The sequence below is a fragment of the Bartonella tribocorum CIP 105476 genome, from assembly GCF_000196435.1.
Taxonomy (GTDB): Bacteria; Pseudomonadota; Alphaproteobacteria; order Rhizobiales; family Rhizobiaceae; genus Bartonella; species Bartonella tribocorum.
In genome coordinates this window covers 2065001-2082523 of the sequence record NC_010161.1, presented here as the reverse complement: position 1 = coordinate 2082523, position 17523 = coordinate 2065001, and the positions used below count along the sequence as shown (strand labels likewise).

The 17523-nt window shown below is 39.3% G+C and carries 14 protein-coding genes and 1 pseudogene (1 of these 15 running past the window's edge); 6 read left to right on the top strand and 9 right to left on the bottom strand.

Features of this window, described 5'->3' with window-relative positions:
* The first annotated feature begins 2095 nt into the window (after window positions 1-2095).
* Together BTR_RS09170 and BTR_RS09160 are read left to right on the top strand one after the other, a co-directional pair.
* The gene (locus tag BTR_RS09170) at window positions 2096-2539 is read left to right on the top strand and encodes a hypothetical protein (protein ID WP_012232267.1); all 444 of its coding nucleotides are present in this window, start codon (window positions 2096-2098) and stop codon (window positions 2537-2539) included.
* Between the two features lie 1721 nt (window positions 2540-4260).
* Entirely contained in the window at window positions 4261-5004 is a 744-nt protein-coding gene (locus BTR_RS09160; protein WP_012232266.1) for a DUF4167 domain-containing protein, read from the top strand.
* 531 nt (window positions 5005-5535) lie between these two features.
* Here the strand turns inward: BTR_RS09160 and BTR_RS13855 are convergent.
* From BTR_RS13855 to BTR_RS09130, 6 genes are all read right to left on the bottom strand, one after another.
* Window positions 5536-5730, bottom strand: coding sequence for a hypothetical protein (locus BTR_RS13855; RefSeq protein WP_038473952.1), 195 nt, complete (start codon window positions 5728-5730; stop codon window positions 5536-5538).
* A 709-nt stretch (window positions 5731-6439) separates the two neighbouring features.
* Entirely contained in the window at window positions 6440-6883 is a 444-nt protein-coding gene (locus BTR_RS09150) for a hypothetical protein (RefSeq protein WP_038474675.1), read from the bottom strand.
* Window positions 6884-6929: 46 nt separating this feature from the next.
* A complete protein-coding gene (locus tag BTR_RS13520) occupies window positions 6930-7295 on the bottom strand; it encodes a hypothetical protein (protein ID WP_012232264.1) in 366 nt (121 codons plus the stop codon).
* 88 nt (window positions 7296-7383) lie between these two features.
* On the bottom strand, window positions 7384-8769 hold the full coding sequence (locus BTR_RS11970) for a hypothetical protein (RefSeq protein ID WP_012232263.1): 1386 nt from the start codon (window positions 8767-8769) through the stop codon (window positions 7384-7386).
* Window positions 8770-9584: 815 nt separating this feature from the next.
* Window positions 9585-10598, bottom strand: a complete 1014-nt coding sequence (locus tag BTR_RS09135; RefSeq protein ID WP_012232262.1) for a sensor histidine kinase — start codon at window positions 10596-10598, stop codon at window positions 9585-9587.
* Window positions 10599-10620: 22 nt separating this feature from the next.
* On the bottom strand, window positions 10621-11415 hold the full coding sequence (locus tag BTR_RS09130) for a response regulator (RefSeq protein WP_012232261.1): 795 nt from the start codon (window positions 11413-11415) through the stop codon (window positions 10621-10623).
* A gap of 166 nt (window positions 11416-11581) precedes the next feature.
* Between BTR_RS09130 and BTR_RS09125 the strand changes: the two genes are divergently transcribed.
* From BTR_RS09125 to BTR_RS13850, 4 genes and pseudogenes are all read left to right on the top strand, one after another.
* Entirely contained in the window at window positions 11582-11785 is a 204-nt protein-coding gene (locus tag BTR_RS09125; protein ID WP_012232260.1) for a NepR family anti-sigma factor, read from the top strand.
* A 7-nt stretch (window positions 11786-11792) separates the two neighbouring features.
* Window positions 11793-12347 (top strand): RNA polymerase sigma factor, encoded by a 555-nt coding sequence (locus tag BTR_RS09120; protein ID WP_012232259.1) that lies wholly within the window; start codon window positions 11793-11795, stop codon window positions 12345-12347.
* A gap of 224 nt (window positions 12348-12571) precedes the next feature.
* Complete coding sequence (locus BTR_RS09115) at window positions 12572-13996, top strand: sensor histidine kinase (RefSeq protein ID WP_038473946.1); 1425 nt, start codon at window positions 12572-12574, stop codon at window positions 13994-13996.
* Between the two features lie 78 nt (window positions 13997-14074).
* Window positions 14075-14432 (top strand): annotated as a pseudogene (locus tag BTR_RS13850) (sensor histidine kinase); the annotation flags it as partial.
* Between the two features lie 54 nt (window positions 14433-14486).
* Here BTR_RS13850 and BTR_RS13670 read toward each other — a convergent pair.
* From BTR_RS13670 to BTR_RS09105, 3 genes are all read right to left on the bottom strand, one after another.
* Entirely contained in the window at window positions 14487-14612 is a 126-nt protein-coding gene (locus BTR_RS13670) for a hypothetical protein (RefSeq protein WP_280109579.1), read from the bottom strand.
* A gap of 1197 nt (window positions 14613-15809) precedes the next feature.
* Complete coding sequence (locus tag BTR_RS12910; protein ID WP_005775302.1) at window positions 15810-15947, bottom strand: hypothetical protein; 138 nt, start codon at window positions 15945-15947, stop codon at window positions 15810-15812.
* Between the two features lie 474 nt (window positions 15948-16421).
* Window positions 16422-17523, bottom strand: the 3' portion of a protein-coding gene (locus BTR_RS09105) for a M23 family metallopeptidase (protein WP_012232255.1). 887 nt of this gene lie beyond the right edge of the window; 1102 of the gene's 1989 nt are visible here — the last part of the coding sequence; its start codon lies beyond the right edge, outside the window; the stop codon is at window positions 16422-16424.

Here is a 17523-nt window from a genome sequence, read left to right as displayed (position 1 = left end):
TCTCAATTCTTGTGTTTTTTCCCCAATAGAGAGAATTAAAAGTAAAAATACAGATGTTTATTTTTTATTTCTTTACGTTGGTTGTCGTGAAGGGACTGCTGAAAAATAAGGGATCTTTGTTTCTTTTTGATTGAGAGTGACATGGGGAAAAGTGTAAAATGGGGTATACGATCAAGGGGGGATTTTCATAAATTCCAGCATGTCACAAAATGCCAATGGGTTTTAATCACGTGGTGTTTTTAATCGTGTTTGTTGATGTCGAGCGGAAAATCTATTGTTTTCCTTTATGGGGAAATCCCTTGCGTGGAAATTTTTGTGGGGAATTTTACATTAATATTATCCCGTTGTCGCGACGGTCTTTTGAGGGGGGCTTGTAAGATTTTATACATGCGTGTTTGTGTGTTGAATATGAGGGAAAGTTTTTTCTGTAGAGTGTCACGTAAATGAGATTTTTTCGTCATGTCATGAACTTTTGAAGGAGATTTTGTTCATAACGCCTTTTGATCTATCGTTGATCGATATTTTATAAGGGGTAAAGCCAAAGAAAAGAGAAGTAGATTCTACGTGCTCATCATGCAACTTAGAACCGCTCTCCATGCGAACCATATATCAAACTCTGCTTGTTGTATATTGCCTTTTTGTTGCATAACTTGTGATATGCAATTCGGGAAGCTTAAGAGGATTTTTATCGGCAGCAGAAAAAACATGATGAGACAGTAGGTATATTTATTTCAGAATGTTTTCGCTTTTGATGATACAAGGCTTGTGAGACTCTATCACGTCTTCTTTCCTTTAATCTTTATGCATAGGACTCAAGGGGATTGAACACAAAAGATTGGATACAGGGAGGATGAATACAGGGAGAGGCATAAGAGATTCACAAGTAAGGAGATTTAGAGATAAGAGATTGGTGTGAAGATGGAGATCAGCAAAGCCAATTGTGTTACTATGTGTTATTACCAATTGTGTGATGATTGTTGTTTTTATAGCGTATTTGATAAAAATCCGGTAAATCTTTTTAAGCTATTTATGTTTTGTAAACCTTATTGTTTTTTGAAGAGAACACATGGCTTTTTCTATTGCTTGTCAATCAATATCAAATCTCAACACCACAGTGTGTTTGGGACAAAGAAGAACAGAGAGTGCCTTACGGATTTAGAAGGTTAAAACTCTACACGTGACTTTGGCTTTTGTTCGGTGGGATTTTTCTGTTTGGAGTCATTTCTAAAATGGAAAGACAGTCTCATTGAGAATGTAAAGGCGTATAATTATATGTCTTGTCTGCACCTTTTTGCTTTATAACTTTCAAAATGATTCATCTCTTTTAAATAATGAAGATTATGTTTTACACTTTTGTTTTTCGCGTGTCTTTTGGGGACCATGTTTCTTTCGCAAAATTGAATGCTCTCAATATATTTGTTCATCTTTCAATGTTTTTGACAAGCTCTAAAAGAGCCATTCTACTTTCAAGCTTCTTTCGCGAGGGGCTCTCTGAATGGTATAAGGATTTTCCATGAAGTGTAGATATCTCTTTCTCTTTACGTTTTAAAAGGGCATTATACACTTTTCCAACTCATCATGTTGCGACAAGCTCTTATAACTTGAGACGGTTAGAGACATGTTTTTCTTGTACAGTTTTGGGGTTTACATGCTTGCTTTGCTTGTAACGTGCAAACAAGTGGTTTCCACTGATGCAACAGGAGGCAGGTTTGGAAATGAGAGAATCTTACGATATTCAGATTTCTCATTCAACATGCACAATAATCAACATGCACAATAATGAGTATTCTTTATACATCAATGGGATGTGTCTTATACGAAGACGAATTGTTTACAGATTGGGATGGATGAACAATCTTTGTCTTTTAAGCGGGTGGGAGAAAATTATAATCTCTGTTTTGCATAAAGGTGAAAGGTTTTTCACAAGAATTTTATACGCTAAAAAAACAGTAAAAAATATTAAGAGTGCAGAGAAAAAAAGAGTCTTTAAGACTATTGATCGTTTGCTGTTATCCCCTGTATTGTATAAAAAGATACTTCTGTTGTTTTTTGCTGTAAAAAGCTTCTCTTGGGATGTTTAAAGGGTATAGTCTTTATGGAAAATAGAATCCGCGCAAGACAAAAGGCTTATTTCAAAAAATTATATCGCAAGATTGCTATTGTTTGTATGATACTTTTTTGTATCGTGATTTTGGGTTTTGTTATCGTAAAGGCGGTTGGTTATTTTTCTTCTGATAAAAAAATAACACAACAAGCACCTGTTGAATTGGCTATTCCTGTCTTTGATATGCGCGTGTATTGCAAGGAAATTTCTGCTTCCGTGATGCCTGATATGAAAAGAGAAGTTTATCAGCATTGTCTTAATTTGGAAAGTGAAGCCTATTTTGCTATTCGTGAAATGTGGGATAAGTTTTCTGATACTGCAAAAAAACAATGTTTGACGATGGTACGACCGGGGGATGGAAATTATTTTCTCTTACGGGATTGTTTTCTCAATGAACATGAACGTGAAAAAGGTAAAACACGTAATTACTTTTAAGGTGTTACACGGAAAGTTACAAAGTATGCAAATTTTGGTGAAAAGCTAAAAACGCTTCATTGCTCTGTGACGCTATACCAATTGAATATCTTTAATTTTGTACGAATCCTGTCATTTAAGCTGTGATCATATAAGCCATGGATGTCTCTTTGACGTGTTTTAGGGGCGTGGGTAGAAGTTTCAGGAGAACGCGTTGCGCTTTTCGTTTAAGGCAAATAACAAGTGCGAGAAACTTATTTCGCGTCGCTGTTTTGTAAATGGGAAAGGCGCCCATGAAGTGTGTAAAATTTATAAAGTATCCCCCTTTTTATGTTTCATAAAAGTGCAAGCTGGCATTCTCATACATTTAGTTCTCTAATGTTGTAGGCAGGCTTTGCTTGGCTTTTGAAACGACCTATAAGAGGCCTTTAAAAGTCTTTTCTTTTTTTACTTTTGCGCAGATTCCCTTTGCCTGTAACGTGTACGTCAATAATTTTGATTGATCCGATAGAAAACAGATTGGAGATGAAAAAAATCCTACGGTATGAAGGTTTCTTACTCAATACATAAAAAGATGAGTGATCTTTGTAAGTCAATTTGTTGTACGAATATAAAAAAGTTCGGATTGTTGACAGACCAGTGTGGATAACGAAACATCGTTCTTTGAGGATGTCTTCAGTCAATAGGCATGACAAAAGTTAATCAACACAACAAAACTGAGTAAAAAATATTTTTTATTTGCGAAGGTTATAACCTTCAAGGTTGCTTCATGCATAAAACGCTCTATTGGATTCGCAAAAGGGCTTGTTTTATACCCTCCAGTTTTCTTTATAAGATAAGGATAAGAGAGGAAAGGCGTTATGCTATCCTTAGTAATAGACTTTGAGGGAGCATTTTTTTAAAGAAGAATCCGATTTTAAGGAAGTGTAACATTGGGGCTGTTTTTATTGATATTTTTTGTATTTAACCATTTGGCTTTTAGGCTCAATTTGTTCTCAATGAAGTGGTATGATTTACTAAAAATCCATGGGGTTAAAATGGAAATTGATAGGATCGTTGGCATGTTAGAGAAAGAAGAGTGGTCTCTTAGTGATTATAGGGCTTGAATAATACTTCATATTAATCTATTTATAAGAATTAAGGATTTTGTGAAGCGATCGTAGATTATCGCTCGCAAGGGGTTGCTTTAGCGGTGAAGAGAGGCTATATTCATAAAATAAAGAGGCTCAATGAGCGACTCGTTAGGGTGGAAGTGCTTATGAATTTATGGCACGAGGGGGAAAAGAATATCGGCGTTTTTTAGGAGCGGTGGTTTTAGAATATAAAGGTGGTTTTAGGACAGAAGAAAAAGAGAAGCTTCTCGTATTCTCTGACAGTGGTTTTTTATTTGTCAGAATGTTGTACGTATGTTCTCCTTTTTGTTTTCCACAAGATAATTATTTTTTTTTAGTGAAATATGGTTTATTTAAAAAAAATACTTGGCATTTTATGTGAACATCACTAGGTTTCTGTTTGTTGACAGAGAAATAGGGGATTTTTGATTGATGATTTCCCTGCTGTTTTGTGATTTTCAAAAAAAATATATGCTTTTATCAACATCAGTAGGGTTCGTTTGAGTGAAATAAAACACGGATAGCTTGATAACCGTATGTTTAACATGATCAGCATTATCAAAAAATGGTGCAATGAAGAAGAGTCAATAAAGAAGTCAATAAAGACACATACTCCAAAAAGGGATACAAATGAGGCCACAACAAAATAGACGGGTACGCGGTCGCAACAATAACAATAATGGTAATAACAATAATAATCGTCGCGGTCCTAATCCGTTGTCTCGCAATTATGAAAGTAGCGGTCCGGATGTCAAAATTCGCGGAAATGCTCAGCAAATTGCCGATAAATACATCAGTCTTGCGCGTGATGCACAAGGTGCCGGTGATCGCGTGATGTCGGAGAATTATTTGCAACATGCCGAGCACTATTTGCGTATTATTTTGGCAGCAGCTGGGCAAATGTCCCAATCAGCTCGGCGTGATGAAAATCGTGATGATGAAAACAATGGGCAAGAATGCGCTGAAATAAATCCTGACGGTCAAAAGACAGATACTGTCGAGTGTGATACAGATGCATTACAGATACAGGCGCCCAAAAATGGTCATGGTGCATATGTCAAAGCCCAAAATGGCGATGCGCGTGAAAATGCTGTCGAGGCTTTATCGGATGAGAAAACGGATCAAGAGAACTGTCGCTCTGAGGAAAATGTTGAACCTGTTAAGAAAACACGTCGTTCTCCGCGTCGGCGTACTGTACGGACTCAAGACAAAGCATCTCTTGAGCTTTCACTGACAACAGAAGAAAACTCTAAAAATGGGAATGCATCAACATCAACAGAAGAGATTCTTCCTTTGCCTGGATTAAGTGAGGGAATACAGAGAAAAACGCGCCGCCGTCGTGTGGTCAATCTTGAAGCCGAGGAAAATGTTTAAACGTCTCAAGCATGCCGTGTAAGTGCTTGTGGTGCTGTTGATGTCGTGATGTATCTATGCGCAGTTTCTTGCGTTTTCTATAATTTTCATTTTTTAAGTTTTCATTCTTTGAGTTTTTAGGGACAATATCGCAAATAGAGGATGACGGAGGAGATTATTTCTTCAAGAAAACACGTTGTTCTCCACGTCGGCGTACTGTACGGACTCAAGACAAAGCATTTCTTGAGCTTTCACTGACAACAGAAGAAAACTCTAAAAATGGGAATGCATCAACATCAACAGAAGAGATTCTTCCTTTGCCTGGATTAAGTGAGGGGATACAGAGAAAAACGCGCCGTCGTCGTGTGGTCAATCTTGAAGCCGAGGAAAATGTTTAAACGTCTCAAGCATGCTGTGTAAGTGCTTGTGGTGCTGTTGATGTCGTGATGTATCTATGCGCTGTTTCTTGCGTTTTCTATAATTTTCATTTTTTAAGTTTTCGTTCTTTGAGTTTTTAGGGACAATATCGCAAATAGAGGATGACGGAGGAGATTATTTCTTCAAGAAAACACGTCGTTCTCCACGTCGGCGTACTGTACGGACTAAAGATGAAACATCTCTTGAGCTTTCATTGACAACAGCAGAAAACTCTAAAAATGGGAATGCATCAACATCAACAGAAGAGATTCCTCCTTTGCCTGGATTAAGTGAGGGGATACAGAGAAAAATGCGCCGCCGTCGTGTCATCAATATCGCAAATAGGGGGCGATAGGAAAGGATTATCTTTTGGCTTGGAAATATGGGGATATAGAGAAAATCTACGTTCGTATATTTAAGAGGTCGTTCTTTTATGAAGAACCGATTGCTGGGCTTATTTGTACCTGTGTTTAATATCTCTCAATGTCATTCTAGCCCATTTTGCTACGGGATTGTTATATCGGAACCTGCTATGCTATAAAAGCCATCGATCGTCTTTGTATAATAAAAGGTGCACGTTGGGCCATTATTATTCCATCATCAATGTTGTAACAGCTCTTCCTTTGGCTTTTGCAATCAATTCATACAAGAGGTCTTTTTATTCATACGCTTCTTTGCTGGGATTGTTTGAAGGAATGATTTTGATGAACTTCATCATGAATAGAGTTGAAATGAGAGAAGCTTACGGTATTTGAAGCGCTCGTTTGGCATTTAAATAAATGACTATTGTAAATCAATAGGCAATAGGCTGAATTTTTGTGTTCAAAAAGGTGTATTTCTTGTATTTTCATTTGAGCTTTTATGGGTAATATCCGTTTTTTAAGACTGGGAATGCATTGACTGAAAGGTTGCCTCTTTATCTTGATGAGGTGAGGGGAGACAGATAAAAAGACCACTCTTGCACAAGTGGTCCCATCTTTAAGCTGAGGAAAATTTTTAAGATTCAAAAATGTTGTGTAAACCGGTGATGTTGGTTTGCTTAATGAGGCATTGTTGTTGATATTTCTTCTGTTGTCTCAATAGAAAGAACGGCAATCAGTTCACCGGTATGATAGTTGTAAATCATAAGTTTTGTTTGTCCATCAGGGGTTAAAATCTTGAGGCTAATATTGTGTTCTGAGAGGCTTTGTGACAAAACTTGTGTTTTTTTCGGTAGGGAGAGCGTGTGGTAAATAACGTGTGGATTTTTGCTATGGGAGGAAGAGAGCTCTGTTTGTTTTGGCGCAGATCCCGTTGTAACTTTATAAACGATTAAAAACAGGACGATCAGAATAAGAAAGAGCGTTATTAAAACGGAAATAATCATTAAACCCATCAGTTTTTTTCTCACCCGTTCTACAGCAGGATCTAGGGGGAGATCTTGGGGCAGAGGATTTTGCTCTGTGTGATGGTCTTTTGAAGGTTGCATTGGTTTATTATCCATCAGGTCTTTCATTGATTATTTTTTGAGATCTGATGGGTTTATGCTTTTAAAGTTTTTTGTGCAAGAGGTTTGTGGAAGAAGAACGCAGAAGAGGCAGTGAAGTTGGTAAAATGTCTTCTTTGTGGACTGTCGATATCTTGTCATGAATATTTTGGCTTTTAAGCAGGAAATTTCCGTGGTTTGTTACAGACCAGATCAATTTTACTTTTTGTTGATGTAAATTGGGATGAACACTTATGCATTGGGCAAAAATTTGTTGTCCATAAAATGCAGATTTTTTTATGGATGGCACCATGGCTTGTTCACATGCTTGAGCTGTGGGGTAGATTTTAGCCATTCTATTGTTTGAATAGCAACTGTTAAAATCATCTGTACATGAAACCAATAAGAGAATAAAAACAAGAGGATTCATAAAATATTTTCCAAATAAGTGGTTGACAGTGTGAACACCAATTTGTCAGCCTAGGGGCTTCTTCATTGTTAAACGTTTTTAAAGTTTTTTAGTTCCAAGGGGTTTCCAAGGGGTTTCCAAGGGGTTTCCAAGGGGTTTCCAAGGGGTTTCCAAGGGGTTTCCAAGGGGTTTCCAAGGGGTTTCCAAGGGGTTTCCAAGGGGTTTCCAAGGGGTTTCCAAGGGGTTTCCAAGGGGTTTCCAAGGGGTTTCCAAGGGGTTTCCAAGGGGTTTCCAAGGGGTTTCCAAGGGGTTTCCAAGGGGTTTCCAAGGGGTTTCCAAGGGGTTTCCAAGGGGTTTCCAAGGGGTTTCCAAGGGGTTTCCAAGGGGTTTCCAAGGGGTTTCCAAGGGGTTTCCAAGGGGTTTCCAAGGGGTTTCCAAGGGGTTTCCAAGGGGTTTCCAAGGGGTTTCCAAGGGGTTTCCAAGGGGTTTCCAAGGGGTTTCCAAGGGGTTTCCAAGGGGTTTCCAAGGGGTTTCCAAGGGGTTTCCAAGGGGTTTCCAAGGGGTTTCCAAGGGGTTTCCAAGGGGTTTCCAAGGGGTTTCCAAGGGGTTTCCAAGGGGTTTCCAAGGGGTTTCCAAGGGGTTTCCAAGGGGTTTCCAAGGGGTTTCCAAGGGGTTTCCAAGGGGTTTCCAAGGGGTTTCCAAGGGGTTTCCAAGGGGTTTCCAAGGGGTTTCCAAGGGGTTTCCAAGGGGTTTCCAAGGGGTTTCCAAGGGGTTTCCAAGGGGTTTCCAAGGGGTTTCCAAGGGGTTTCCAAGGGGTTTCCAAGGGGTTTCCAAGGGGTTTCCAAGGGGTTTCCAAGGGGTTTCCAAGGGGTTTCCAAGGGGTTTCCAAGGGGTTTCCAAGGGGTTTCCAAGGGGTTTCCAAGGGGTTTCCAAGGGGTTTCCAAGGGGTTTCCAAGGGGTTTCCAAGGGGTTTCCAAGGGGTTTCCAAGGGGTTTCCAAGGGGTTTCCAAGGGGTTTCCAAGGGGTTTCCAAGGGGTTTCCAAGGGGTTTCCAAGGGGTTTCCAAGGGGTTTCCAAGGGGTTTCCAAGGGGTTTCCAAGGGGTTTCCAAGGGGTTTCCAAGGGGTTTCCAAGGGGTTTCCAAGGGGTTTCCAAGGGGTTTCCAAGGGGTTTCCAAGGGGTTTCCAAGGGGTTTCCAAGGGGTTTCCAAGGGGTTTCCAAGGGGTTTCCAAGGGGTTTCCAAGGGGTTTCCAAGGGGTTTCCAAGGGGTTTCCAAGGGGTTTCCAAGGGGTTTCCAAGGGGTTTCCAAGGGGTTTCCAAGGGGTTTCCAAGGGGTTTCCAAGGGGTTTCCAAGGGGTTTCCAAGGGGTTTCCAAGGGGTTTCCAAGGGGTTTCCAAGGGGTTTCCAAGGGGTTTCCAAGGGGTTTCCAAGGGGTTTCCAAGGGGTTTCCAAGGGTTTCCAAGGGTTTCCAAGGGTTTCCAAATCATTGGCGTGCATGTCATAAAACCAAGTTGGGAAGGAAAACTTGGGGACGGAAAATATTAAAAAAAATACTAAAAATGTCTCTTGTAAATGCTTTTTGATGTTAAAGGTTTTGTTGTATCGGGGGAATGTAATGGGTTTGGTGTAGGAGGGGAGAAGATGATGCGCAACGGGCACTTTTAGCGAGTAAAGAGAGAAAAGAGGGGCTATGAAGGTACTATGAAGGTAAAAAGGAGCGTGCTTAATGGCTTATTGGAGATGGAGGGTGGTACTTCTATTTACAGGCGTTGTTTTGAAATGAGCTTGGAGACATCGAGGAATATTAAAACGGTATGTGAAAAAAAGGACCTTCTGTTTTGAATGTTTTCTTTTGTGTGAAAAGGATGATCCAGAATGCGATAAGCTAAAATAAAAGCATAAAATATGTATTTTCCTTCGGTTTATCGTCGTTGTCGTGGATACTTTAAGCCCTGTAAAGCTGAAAAGTGATGATAGGAATTGGCTTTAACGCTTGAAATTTCATCTTCTTTCAAAATGAAAATATATGCGTATTGCGAGAATTCGACAAAAAGAGAGGAGGGGGAGGCTCGCTTTGATTTGATCTATAAAGGCTTAAGACAGATTGCTCTTCAGCGTTGAGGTTTTTTGTCTTAGAATAGGCGTTATAGGAGCAATGGAAGTTGATTGACAGCAGGAAGGAATTGTTGATAGCGGCATTTGCATTGTTAAGGTTCGTGAGAGATTGGAAAATATCTTTGTGCTAAACAAAAAACGTGCTGAATAGGTTAGAGATTGTGCTGAAGAGAAAAATTATGGCTTGAAAGGCTCTTTTAAGAAAAAATATCAAAATAAGTATCAGGAACAGAAAGGCAATAAACAATGCCTTCTTTTGTCAATTTGAAGGAAGCGGAACCATTGACAGAAATGGGAACGATTTTTTCGAGAACGGCACTGCCAAAACAGGCTTTTTTATTGTTCATGGGAGGAACACCGGATTCAAAGTGCTCATGCCAAGTGATGCGTAGGTACGTTTTGCCATTCAGTTTTGTTTTGATTTCGCAGTGTACACAAACGCGACCATTTTCTTGGGAAAGGGCTCCAAAAGAGAGAGAATTGACAATCAATTCATGAAAAGCCAAACCAATATGCAAAGCGGCATTGGGAAAAAGATAAGGATCGACGCCTTCAAGTGAAAAACGTTCTGTTTCTTTCATTAAATAGCCTAAAGCTTGCGTTTGAACCAATTCACGAAATTGGGCGCCACGCCAATCGGAATCAGTAATCAGATCTTGAGAATGAGAAAGAGAATGAAGACGGCCTTGAAATTTGCGTAAGAAAACCTGAAGGGATTCCGTATAGCGGGCGGTTTGGCTGGCAATACTTTGAATGATCGCTAGAAGATTTTTGGAACGGTGGCTGACTTCTCGAAGAAGAATTTTAAGCACTTGTTCGCGGCGGCGTAAGCCGGAAATGTTAACACCGGTGGTGATAATACCGATAATGTCTTCGTTATCATTCCGGTGGCAATCAATCGAAAATTTGTACCAAATCTCTTGTTTGCTTGTATCTTCAAAACGTGCTTCAACGGTTTGCATTTTGCCACTGGCTAAAACCTGCAATTTAATGGTTTCCATATTGTCTGCAAGATCAAGGGAAAAAAAGTCGCTGTCACGACACCCAACCCGCCATTTATGGTGCAAATGGTGGGGCAAGTTTTCAGCCCATAAATAAACCAGATTGGTTGCTTGATAGAGAACACAAATATCAGCACCACGAATCGCTTGCATGAGCGCGCTCATGTGAGATCTATCCATAGGAGGCTTTGAAAGAGGTGTAACGATCATAATTAAAGAGGTTTACTTTGTTCTAAGCTGCTTTGGAAGCATTCTCTTGAAAAAATAAAGCCTGCGAAATAAGCGCTTTCACCATATCTGGATTAAAAGGTTTGGTCACTAAAAAAGTCGGTTCTGGACGCTCACCGGTGAGCAGCCTTTCAGGAAAAGCCGTGATGAAAATCACCGGTATACGATCATTTTTCAAAATCTCATTGACCGCATCAATACCTGAACTGTTATCGGCTAATTGAATATCAGCTAAAATCAACCGTGGTTTTTTCTTATGATACATGATGACAGCTTCATCACGCGTTCGCGCTATGCCGACAACATGATGACCTAGGCTTTCGACCATTTGTTCGATATCGAGTGCAATAAGAGGCTCATCTTCAATAATCATCACTTCCGTCGCAATTTGTTGAGAAATATCAATAGATGCTTGGTTGAGAAGCTTGCGAAACTCCTTCGTATCCAGATCCATGATTTCACTTGCTTCTTGTTCATTAAATCCTTCAACGGCAATGAGCAAAAATGCTTGGCGGGCACGGGGCGTGAGATACGATAATTTGGCACTGGTTTTTTGTTCAAGTCCAAATTGTGGCAAGGGTTCAGGGATATTCGGGGTGGTTTGGTCAAAAAGATGGCAAAAAAGCCAATAGGTCCCAATACGATCACTGGATGCTTTGGGAAAAATGGAAATATCGGCAATGAGAGCTTCTAACATCGCTGATACATAAGCATCGCCAGAGGATTGGCTTCCAGTGACAGAGCGGGCAAAACGCCGAAGATAGGGAAGATGCGGGGCAATGCGCGTTGATAATGACATAATTTATAACTCCTTTGACCTTTCAAGCATTTTGTTGGTTGAAATTCTCAACAGATAAAAAAGTTCCGATTTGTATGGAACTTTTTACCGAGAGTTATATTTACAACCATAAGGCGAAAAATTCTTCGCGGTGTTACTGATATTATATGGATTAGGGGGAGAAAAAATGAACGACCGTGATGAAAAAAATCTTACCGCACAATTTAAAGTTGGAAATGATCTTCTCGGTGCCAACAGCGAAATAGCGCGGAAATTACGCCAATTTTACATGGAAATTCAAGAAGAAGCGCTGCCACGGCGTTTGCTCGAGCTTTTGGAGAAGTTGGAGCGTGCAGAGCAATTTGGCTTAAACAATGTGGAAAAGGTTTGAATCCTTTATGTCAAAGTGCGCAAAAAACTTTAAACAAGAACTCCTTGTGGTGTTACCGGCTCTACGTGCTTTTGCTGTTTCTTTAAGTGGCAAGCACGATAAAGCCGAAGATTTGGTTCAAGATACGGTTATGAAAGCATGGGCTAAGCAAGACAGTTTTGAGATGGGAACCAATCTTAAAGCTTGGCTTTTTACCATTTTGCGCAATGAGTTTTATAGTCAAATGCGCAAAAAGGGAAGGGAAGTTCAAGATACCGACGGCGTATTTACCCAAAATGTCGCAGTTCATCCTCCTCAATATGGAACGCTTGATTTGCAAGATTTTAAAAAAGCCTTAAATCTGCTTTCTGCCGATCAAAGAGAAGCCATTATTCTCATTGGGGCATCAGGGTTTTCTTATGAAGATGCTGCAGCTATTTGTGGCTGTGCTGTTGGAACCATTAAAAGCCGTGTGAGTAGGGCGCGTCATCGATTACAAGAACTTCTTAATGTCGATGGTGAATCCGATTATGGCCCCGATTCTTATTCAGCTGGGAGTACATTGTGTTCATTTAACGGCTAAAAAAGCATAATAATTATGATGAATAGCCTTGTTTTTTTTATTCCCGTTATAGCTATTACAGTAAAGTCAGTATCTGAGGAAATTCAGAATGTTTGGCGTGTGTCCTTAGGAATACAAGAAAAGCCCGTATGAAACGCTCTCATAGGCTTTTGGTTTATGTTCCTTAAGGTTGCCTTCCTTTGTACTGAAAAATGACGACTTTCAAGTTCGCCAATGGAAATTCTATGACAACAAAGACAAATTTGCTGCCTAAAATGCCTTCTTCTGATGCAACGATATCACGCTGGCGGTGGGCAGCGATTGTTGTTTCTCTTGTTATGGCTCTTTTAGCATCAGTTTTTATTATGTTGCTTTCAAATGCCGTTGATCGAGAAGTTGCCCAGTTGAATACAAGTTCAGAATTGCGCGAACAGGCTGATTTGGTGCTCATTAGCTTAATCGATATGGCTATTGCTGATCGTAGCTATGCAAAAACCCGAAAGCCAGAAGATAAAGCACATTTCGAAAATGCGTCACGAGAGCTCGAGGATATTCTCGATTATACGGAGCTTATTGTTTATGCACATCCACAATGGTATGAGTGGTTTACGGCTTTTAAAAAGGACGTCGAAGCGCGCAAGGCTTTTATGCATGCCCATATGCAAGCTCTTGATACACTTCCTGATCAATCTTCTCAACCTTCCGCGTCTCTAGAAGTCTCGAGGATTCCCGTGGCACGTTTAGCTCAATTGATGACAAGTTTTATTAATGGCGATGATATGGTACGACAAAAACAGCGTGAGGGCATCGCATTGATGCGGGCTGCTTTAACATTGGCGGCTATTGTTTCTGTCGTGAGTACTTTTGTTTCTGCCTATTTTGTTATTAATCGTTTTCATCGTGATGTACGCTCTTTAAAATTGTATCAATTGCTGCTTCATAGCGAAAATATCGCTCTAGAAGCCCGTGTGAAAGAACGAACACAAGAATTAGAAAGAGCACGCAATCATGCCGAGAAAGAGCGCCAACGGGTTGAAATATTGTTGCAGGATGCAAGTCATCGCATTGGCAACTCTCTTGGAACGGTGTCTTCTTTGCTGGGGCTTCAATTAAGTCGGAGTAAAAATGAAGAAGTGCGTTCTGTTTTAGGGGCTGCGCGGGATCGTATTCAGACAATTTCCACAGCACATCGTCGTTTGCGCTTGAGTGATGATATGGAAACAACGCTACTGGCAGAGTTTCTTAGTTCTGTTGTGCATGATGTCGAACTGGCAGTTCCTTTTGAATTGCGTGAAAACATTACCATTCACACGAACTTTAAAGATTGTCGATTGTCTTCAAGAGATGCAACAACACTTGGAATTATCCTTGGTGAATTGTTGACAAATTCCTTAAAACATGCCTTTCCCTCTCAACGAGAGGGGCATATTTATATCTCTTTTGGTCCTGAGGCAAATGGACAATTGATGCTTATTGTCGAAGATGATGGCGTGGGGATGAAAAGCCAAACTTTAGAACAAAAAACGGGACTTGGGCGTGTGGTTGTGGAACAGCTTTGTATGCAATTTGGTGAAAAACCTCTTTTTGAAACTTCTGCTTTAGGGGGCACAAAGATCGTCATTCCTTTGCCAAAACTTAGCACGAAGAGCTCAAAAAAAATCTCTGACTAATTTTTAAAAGGCGTAAATTTTTTCTGTTTGTTCGTTTTTAAGAGAAGAAAATAACATAATACGTTTTCGCGAAACCATCACTATTCATATAAAAGCTGCTTGTTTTCAGGAGATGCAACAACATTTTAAATTACCCTTGGTGAATTATTGACCAAGTTCTTAAAATATGCTTGTCCTGATCATCGTCTCCCTCATATTTATATCTCTTTTGGCTCTCAGCCAAATGGGCAATCGTTATTCATTATAAAAGAGATAGTGTGGGGATGAAGGGACAAACTTCAGAACAAAAGACGGGGCTTGGTCTGTGTGGTGGTAGAACAGCTTTCATATGCAATTTGGTGAAAAGCCCTTTTTTGAAACTTCTGCTTTAGGGGGCACAAAGATTGTCATTCCTTTACCAAAACTTAATACAGGTGGTGCAAAGGAGGCAACCTAGGTCATTTGAAGGTGCTCCCTTTGCGTGTGAAAGTTGAAAGTAAAAAGAATGTCCTTATAAATTACGACAACTCTCCCAAAGGGAGGCGTTGGCTCCATTGCGTCCTAAATTCTCAACCAAAACTGGTTTTCCTATTTTTCCGTTATAGGCTTTGAGGTAAATATTTTTTTCCTCGCACATTGACGAGGTCGTCGTCTCCTTTGAAGAGTGCTCCTGCTGTATAAACTGGGATATTTTCAAAGACTTTATTATCCTGTGCACGGCAATAGAATCGTTGATGTTCGTGTTCTACAAAAATTTCTTTTACATCGTGACTTGTAATGATGAATTTAAATGCAGCGAGTTTTCGAGCATTTTTAGGATGGAGAAAATGCGAATCTTTATCTCCAAAATGGGGGCGAGCATCGTGAAAATTGAGAATTGTAACTTTCCCTCTTGCATCAGCAGCCGCTAAATCTTTTTTTAGCCACTTAAGAGCGCTTGTTATTCTTACTTGAGTGCTACTGTTAGATAAATTAGCCGTATAAGTTGGGTAATTTTGAAGCTGTACATCGTGAATATCTTCATAATTCCATGAGTAGCTTAAACTTCTTTCTCTCAGGTAAGTACCCTTAAAAAGCGACTTTGCGGTGAGGTTTTGAGAGCAATTTGAGAGGGGCTTTTTTATACTTTTTCATTTCTTTTATCATCCTTTCAACAGCGCTTATCGCATAGGCATTGCAGAAAAAATTGCATGCTTTAGGAATTATACACCTACCGACATTATCCGCAATAATCATAATTGCCGAGTTTCTCATAAACAGGAGCATCAAGGTTTTTATAGATATCGGCATAGTCATCATATGTTTCTTTTCGACTGTATTTGGTTAAGTCGCTATTCACAATGAAAAACTCTGCTTTGTGTGATTTTAATGCCTGGGCAACTTTTTTATTTTTCTGATCATTTATCTCTGTTTTTTATCGAGTGAAAATCAGCATAATCCAAGCGTCATGGTTTTAGATCAGCCATAATGATAGTCGTATAGCCTTTGTTTGCTTGAGGCGGTTTTTGAGAATTCTCTATCGCTTGTGAAAGGTTACTGTCTTGAGGTTGTTATGTTTTAGAAGAGTTATTATTGTTGTTTGAAAGAAGTTTTAATTTCTCACGTTGTTGAACATTGGAAAGAACTCCGTCTCTCTCAATGTTTGCTCTTTTTCTCATTCACTTTTGCAAGTCGATAAGAAAAATTCTTGATTTGCGTTTTTTATTTTTTGCTTTATCCAATTTCTTTATGGTTAAAGCTTCCTTTCTCGTTGTGCATTTTCCTTTTCTTCAATCTTAACTGAAATAACAGAAATTATTAGATTTTTAGCTCCATTCTTATTTGCTGAATAATTTTACAATTTTTCTGATTGCATTTTTGAGACTGTTACACCATTTTGCGTGTGATAAGGTGTCGCTATCGCTTTTTCAGAGATAAAAAAGAAAGGAACCAAAGCTATAATAATAATTATGTTTATTATTGCAGCTTTCATAAACTTAATCCTTTTTAATTATTTATTATCGTTGTGTTATAAAATATCAAATGATTTTATCAATATGTATTTTACATTTATGAAAATTTCAATTGAAAATTTTAAAAGGCAAGTTTTATATTATTTACTTGTTGTTTGTAGAAAAATTTAAACTTTGTTATTCCTCATGATCTTTTAAAATATAGGGAAGAAATCTTTTAAAATATAGGGAAGAATGCGCTTTTCAGTGTCTTGATAGAATATATGAAGAGTTACCCTTTTCTCTGTTTTAGATTTCCACTGTACGCCTTGATAAGGGGATAGAGGCTATGATTATTTTTGAACATCGCTCTATTTTTTGCATATCCTTAGACTATAAAATATTCTTAAGCGCGCAAATGCCTTTGAGGTCATTAAATTCTAAGATATTTTTTGAAAGATTTGAAATGTTCACAAGCTTTTGTGAGGAAGACACTTGCACGGTGCTTTCATGTTTTAAGTATCGTTAGAAGGTGTTATCGGGCTGTTTATCAAGGAATCAATATTGTTTTTTTCTTGTAGGAATGTTTGTAGATCTTGATGAGTTAAGGCTTTACTATTGGGGATACGGATGCGCATGGGATCAACTTTGACGCCATTGACAATGATTTCAAAGTGACAATGGGGCCCCGTTGCCATTCCTGTTGAGCCAACATAGCCGATGATTTGTCCTTGACGTACTTTTACGCCTGGTTTGATGTCTGGTGCATAACGGCTTTGGTGTGAATAACTGCTGACATATCCATTGGCATGTTGAATTTCTGTATGATTTCCGTAGCCACCTGTTACGCCTACTTTTGTCACAATACCATCTCCTATAGCAATAATGGGAGATCCTTTAGGGGCCACCCAATCAACACCCGTATGCATACGAACATAGCCTAAAATAGGATGTTTGCGTGGACCAAAGGGTGAACCAAAAACGCCATTGGGTGTGGGTTTGCGGAGTAAGAAAGGCTTTGAACTCTTCCCTTCAGAATCATAATAATCAACGCTTCCGTCTTTTAATTGATAACGGTAATATTTATAAGTTGCATTCCCAAAAGTTGCACTAATATAACGAATTTCTGGATCAGCGTTCTTGAGTGATTCTTTTACTTTTAAATTCTTTTTGCCGTTTTTGGTTTCTTTATCGCTCTGCGGTAAAGCATAAAATATTTCGATCTGATCATTAGGGGTTATCGGACTTTTCATATCAATATTGGTCGCCAGCAGACGAATAAGACGATGCGAGAGAGATTGTGATATATTATGGCTGAGCAATGCACTATAGAGTGCATCATAAGCTGTTGGTAATTGCGCGCTATTGATATAAGAATGCGGAATACCATTTTGAAAAGCCGTTTTAAGTGCTTTAGACATTTTAGGCTCTGTGCTTTCAATGAATTGGCCTTTATCATTTAGAGCAATGGTGAGGACGTGATACATCCCTTGATAAATGCTTGCGCGTACGAGATGATCTTCTTCTCCAGCTTGTGTCACAATCCCAATGCGTAAAAGACTTCCCTCTTTAAGAGTATCGGAAAGGTTAAATTTTTCTAACGTTTTTACAACCTGT

Excerpts from the sequence above, each read along its gene's own strand:
- BTR_RS09120 (WP_012232259.1), top strand. The coding sequence starts at position 11,793 with ATGTCAAAGTGCGCAAAAAACTTTAAACAAGAACTCCTTGTGGTGTTA.
- BTR_RS12910 (WP_005775302.1), bottom strand. The coding sequence starts at position 15,947 with ATGAAAGCTGCAATAATAAACATAATTATTATTATAGCTTTGGTTCCT.
- BTR_RS13520 (WP_012232264.1), bottom strand. The coding sequence starts at position 7,295 with ATGAATCCTCTTGTTTTTATTCTCTTATTGGTTTCATGTACAGATGAT.
- BTR_RS09115 (WP_038473946.1), top strand. The coding sequence starts at position 12,572 with ATGACAACAAAGACAAATTTGCTGCCTAAAATGCCTTCTTCTGATGCA.
- BTR_RS09130 (WP_012232261.1), bottom strand. The coding sequence starts at position 11,415 with ATGTCATTATCAACGCGCATTGCCCCGCATCTTCCCTATCTTCGGCGT.
- BTR_RS09170 (WP_012232267.1), top strand. The coding sequence starts at position 2,096 with ATGGAAAATAGAATCCGCGCAAGACAAAAGGCTTATTTCAAAAAATTA.
- BTR_RS09150 (WP_038474675.1), bottom strand. The coding sequence starts at position 6,883 with ATGGATAATAAACCAATGCAACCTTCAAAAGACCATCACACAGAGCAA.
- BTR_RS09125 (WP_012232260.1), top strand. The coding sequence starts at position 11,582 with ATGAACGACCGTGATGAAAAAAATCTTACCGCACAATTTAAAGTTGGA.
- BTR_RS11970 (WP_012232263.1), bottom strand. The coding sequence starts at position 8,769 with ATGCACGCCAATGATTTGGAAACCCTTGGAAACCCTTGGAAACCCTTG.
- BTR_RS13670 (WP_280109579.1), bottom strand. The coding sequence starts at position 14,612 with ATGTGCGAGGAAAAAAATATTTACCTCAAAGCCTATAACGGAAAAATA.
- BTR_RS09135 (WP_012232262.1), bottom strand. The coding sequence starts at position 10,598 with ATGATCGTTACACCTCTTTCAAAGCCTCCTATGGATAGATCTCACATG.
- BTR_RS13855 (WP_038473952.1), bottom strand. The coding sequence starts at position 5,730 with ATGACACGACGGCGGCGCATTTTTCTCTGTATCCCCTCACTTAATCCA.
- BTR_RS09160 (WP_012232266.1), top strand. The coding sequence starts at position 4,261 with ATGAGGCCACAACAAAATAGACGGGTACGCGGTCGCAACAATAACAAT.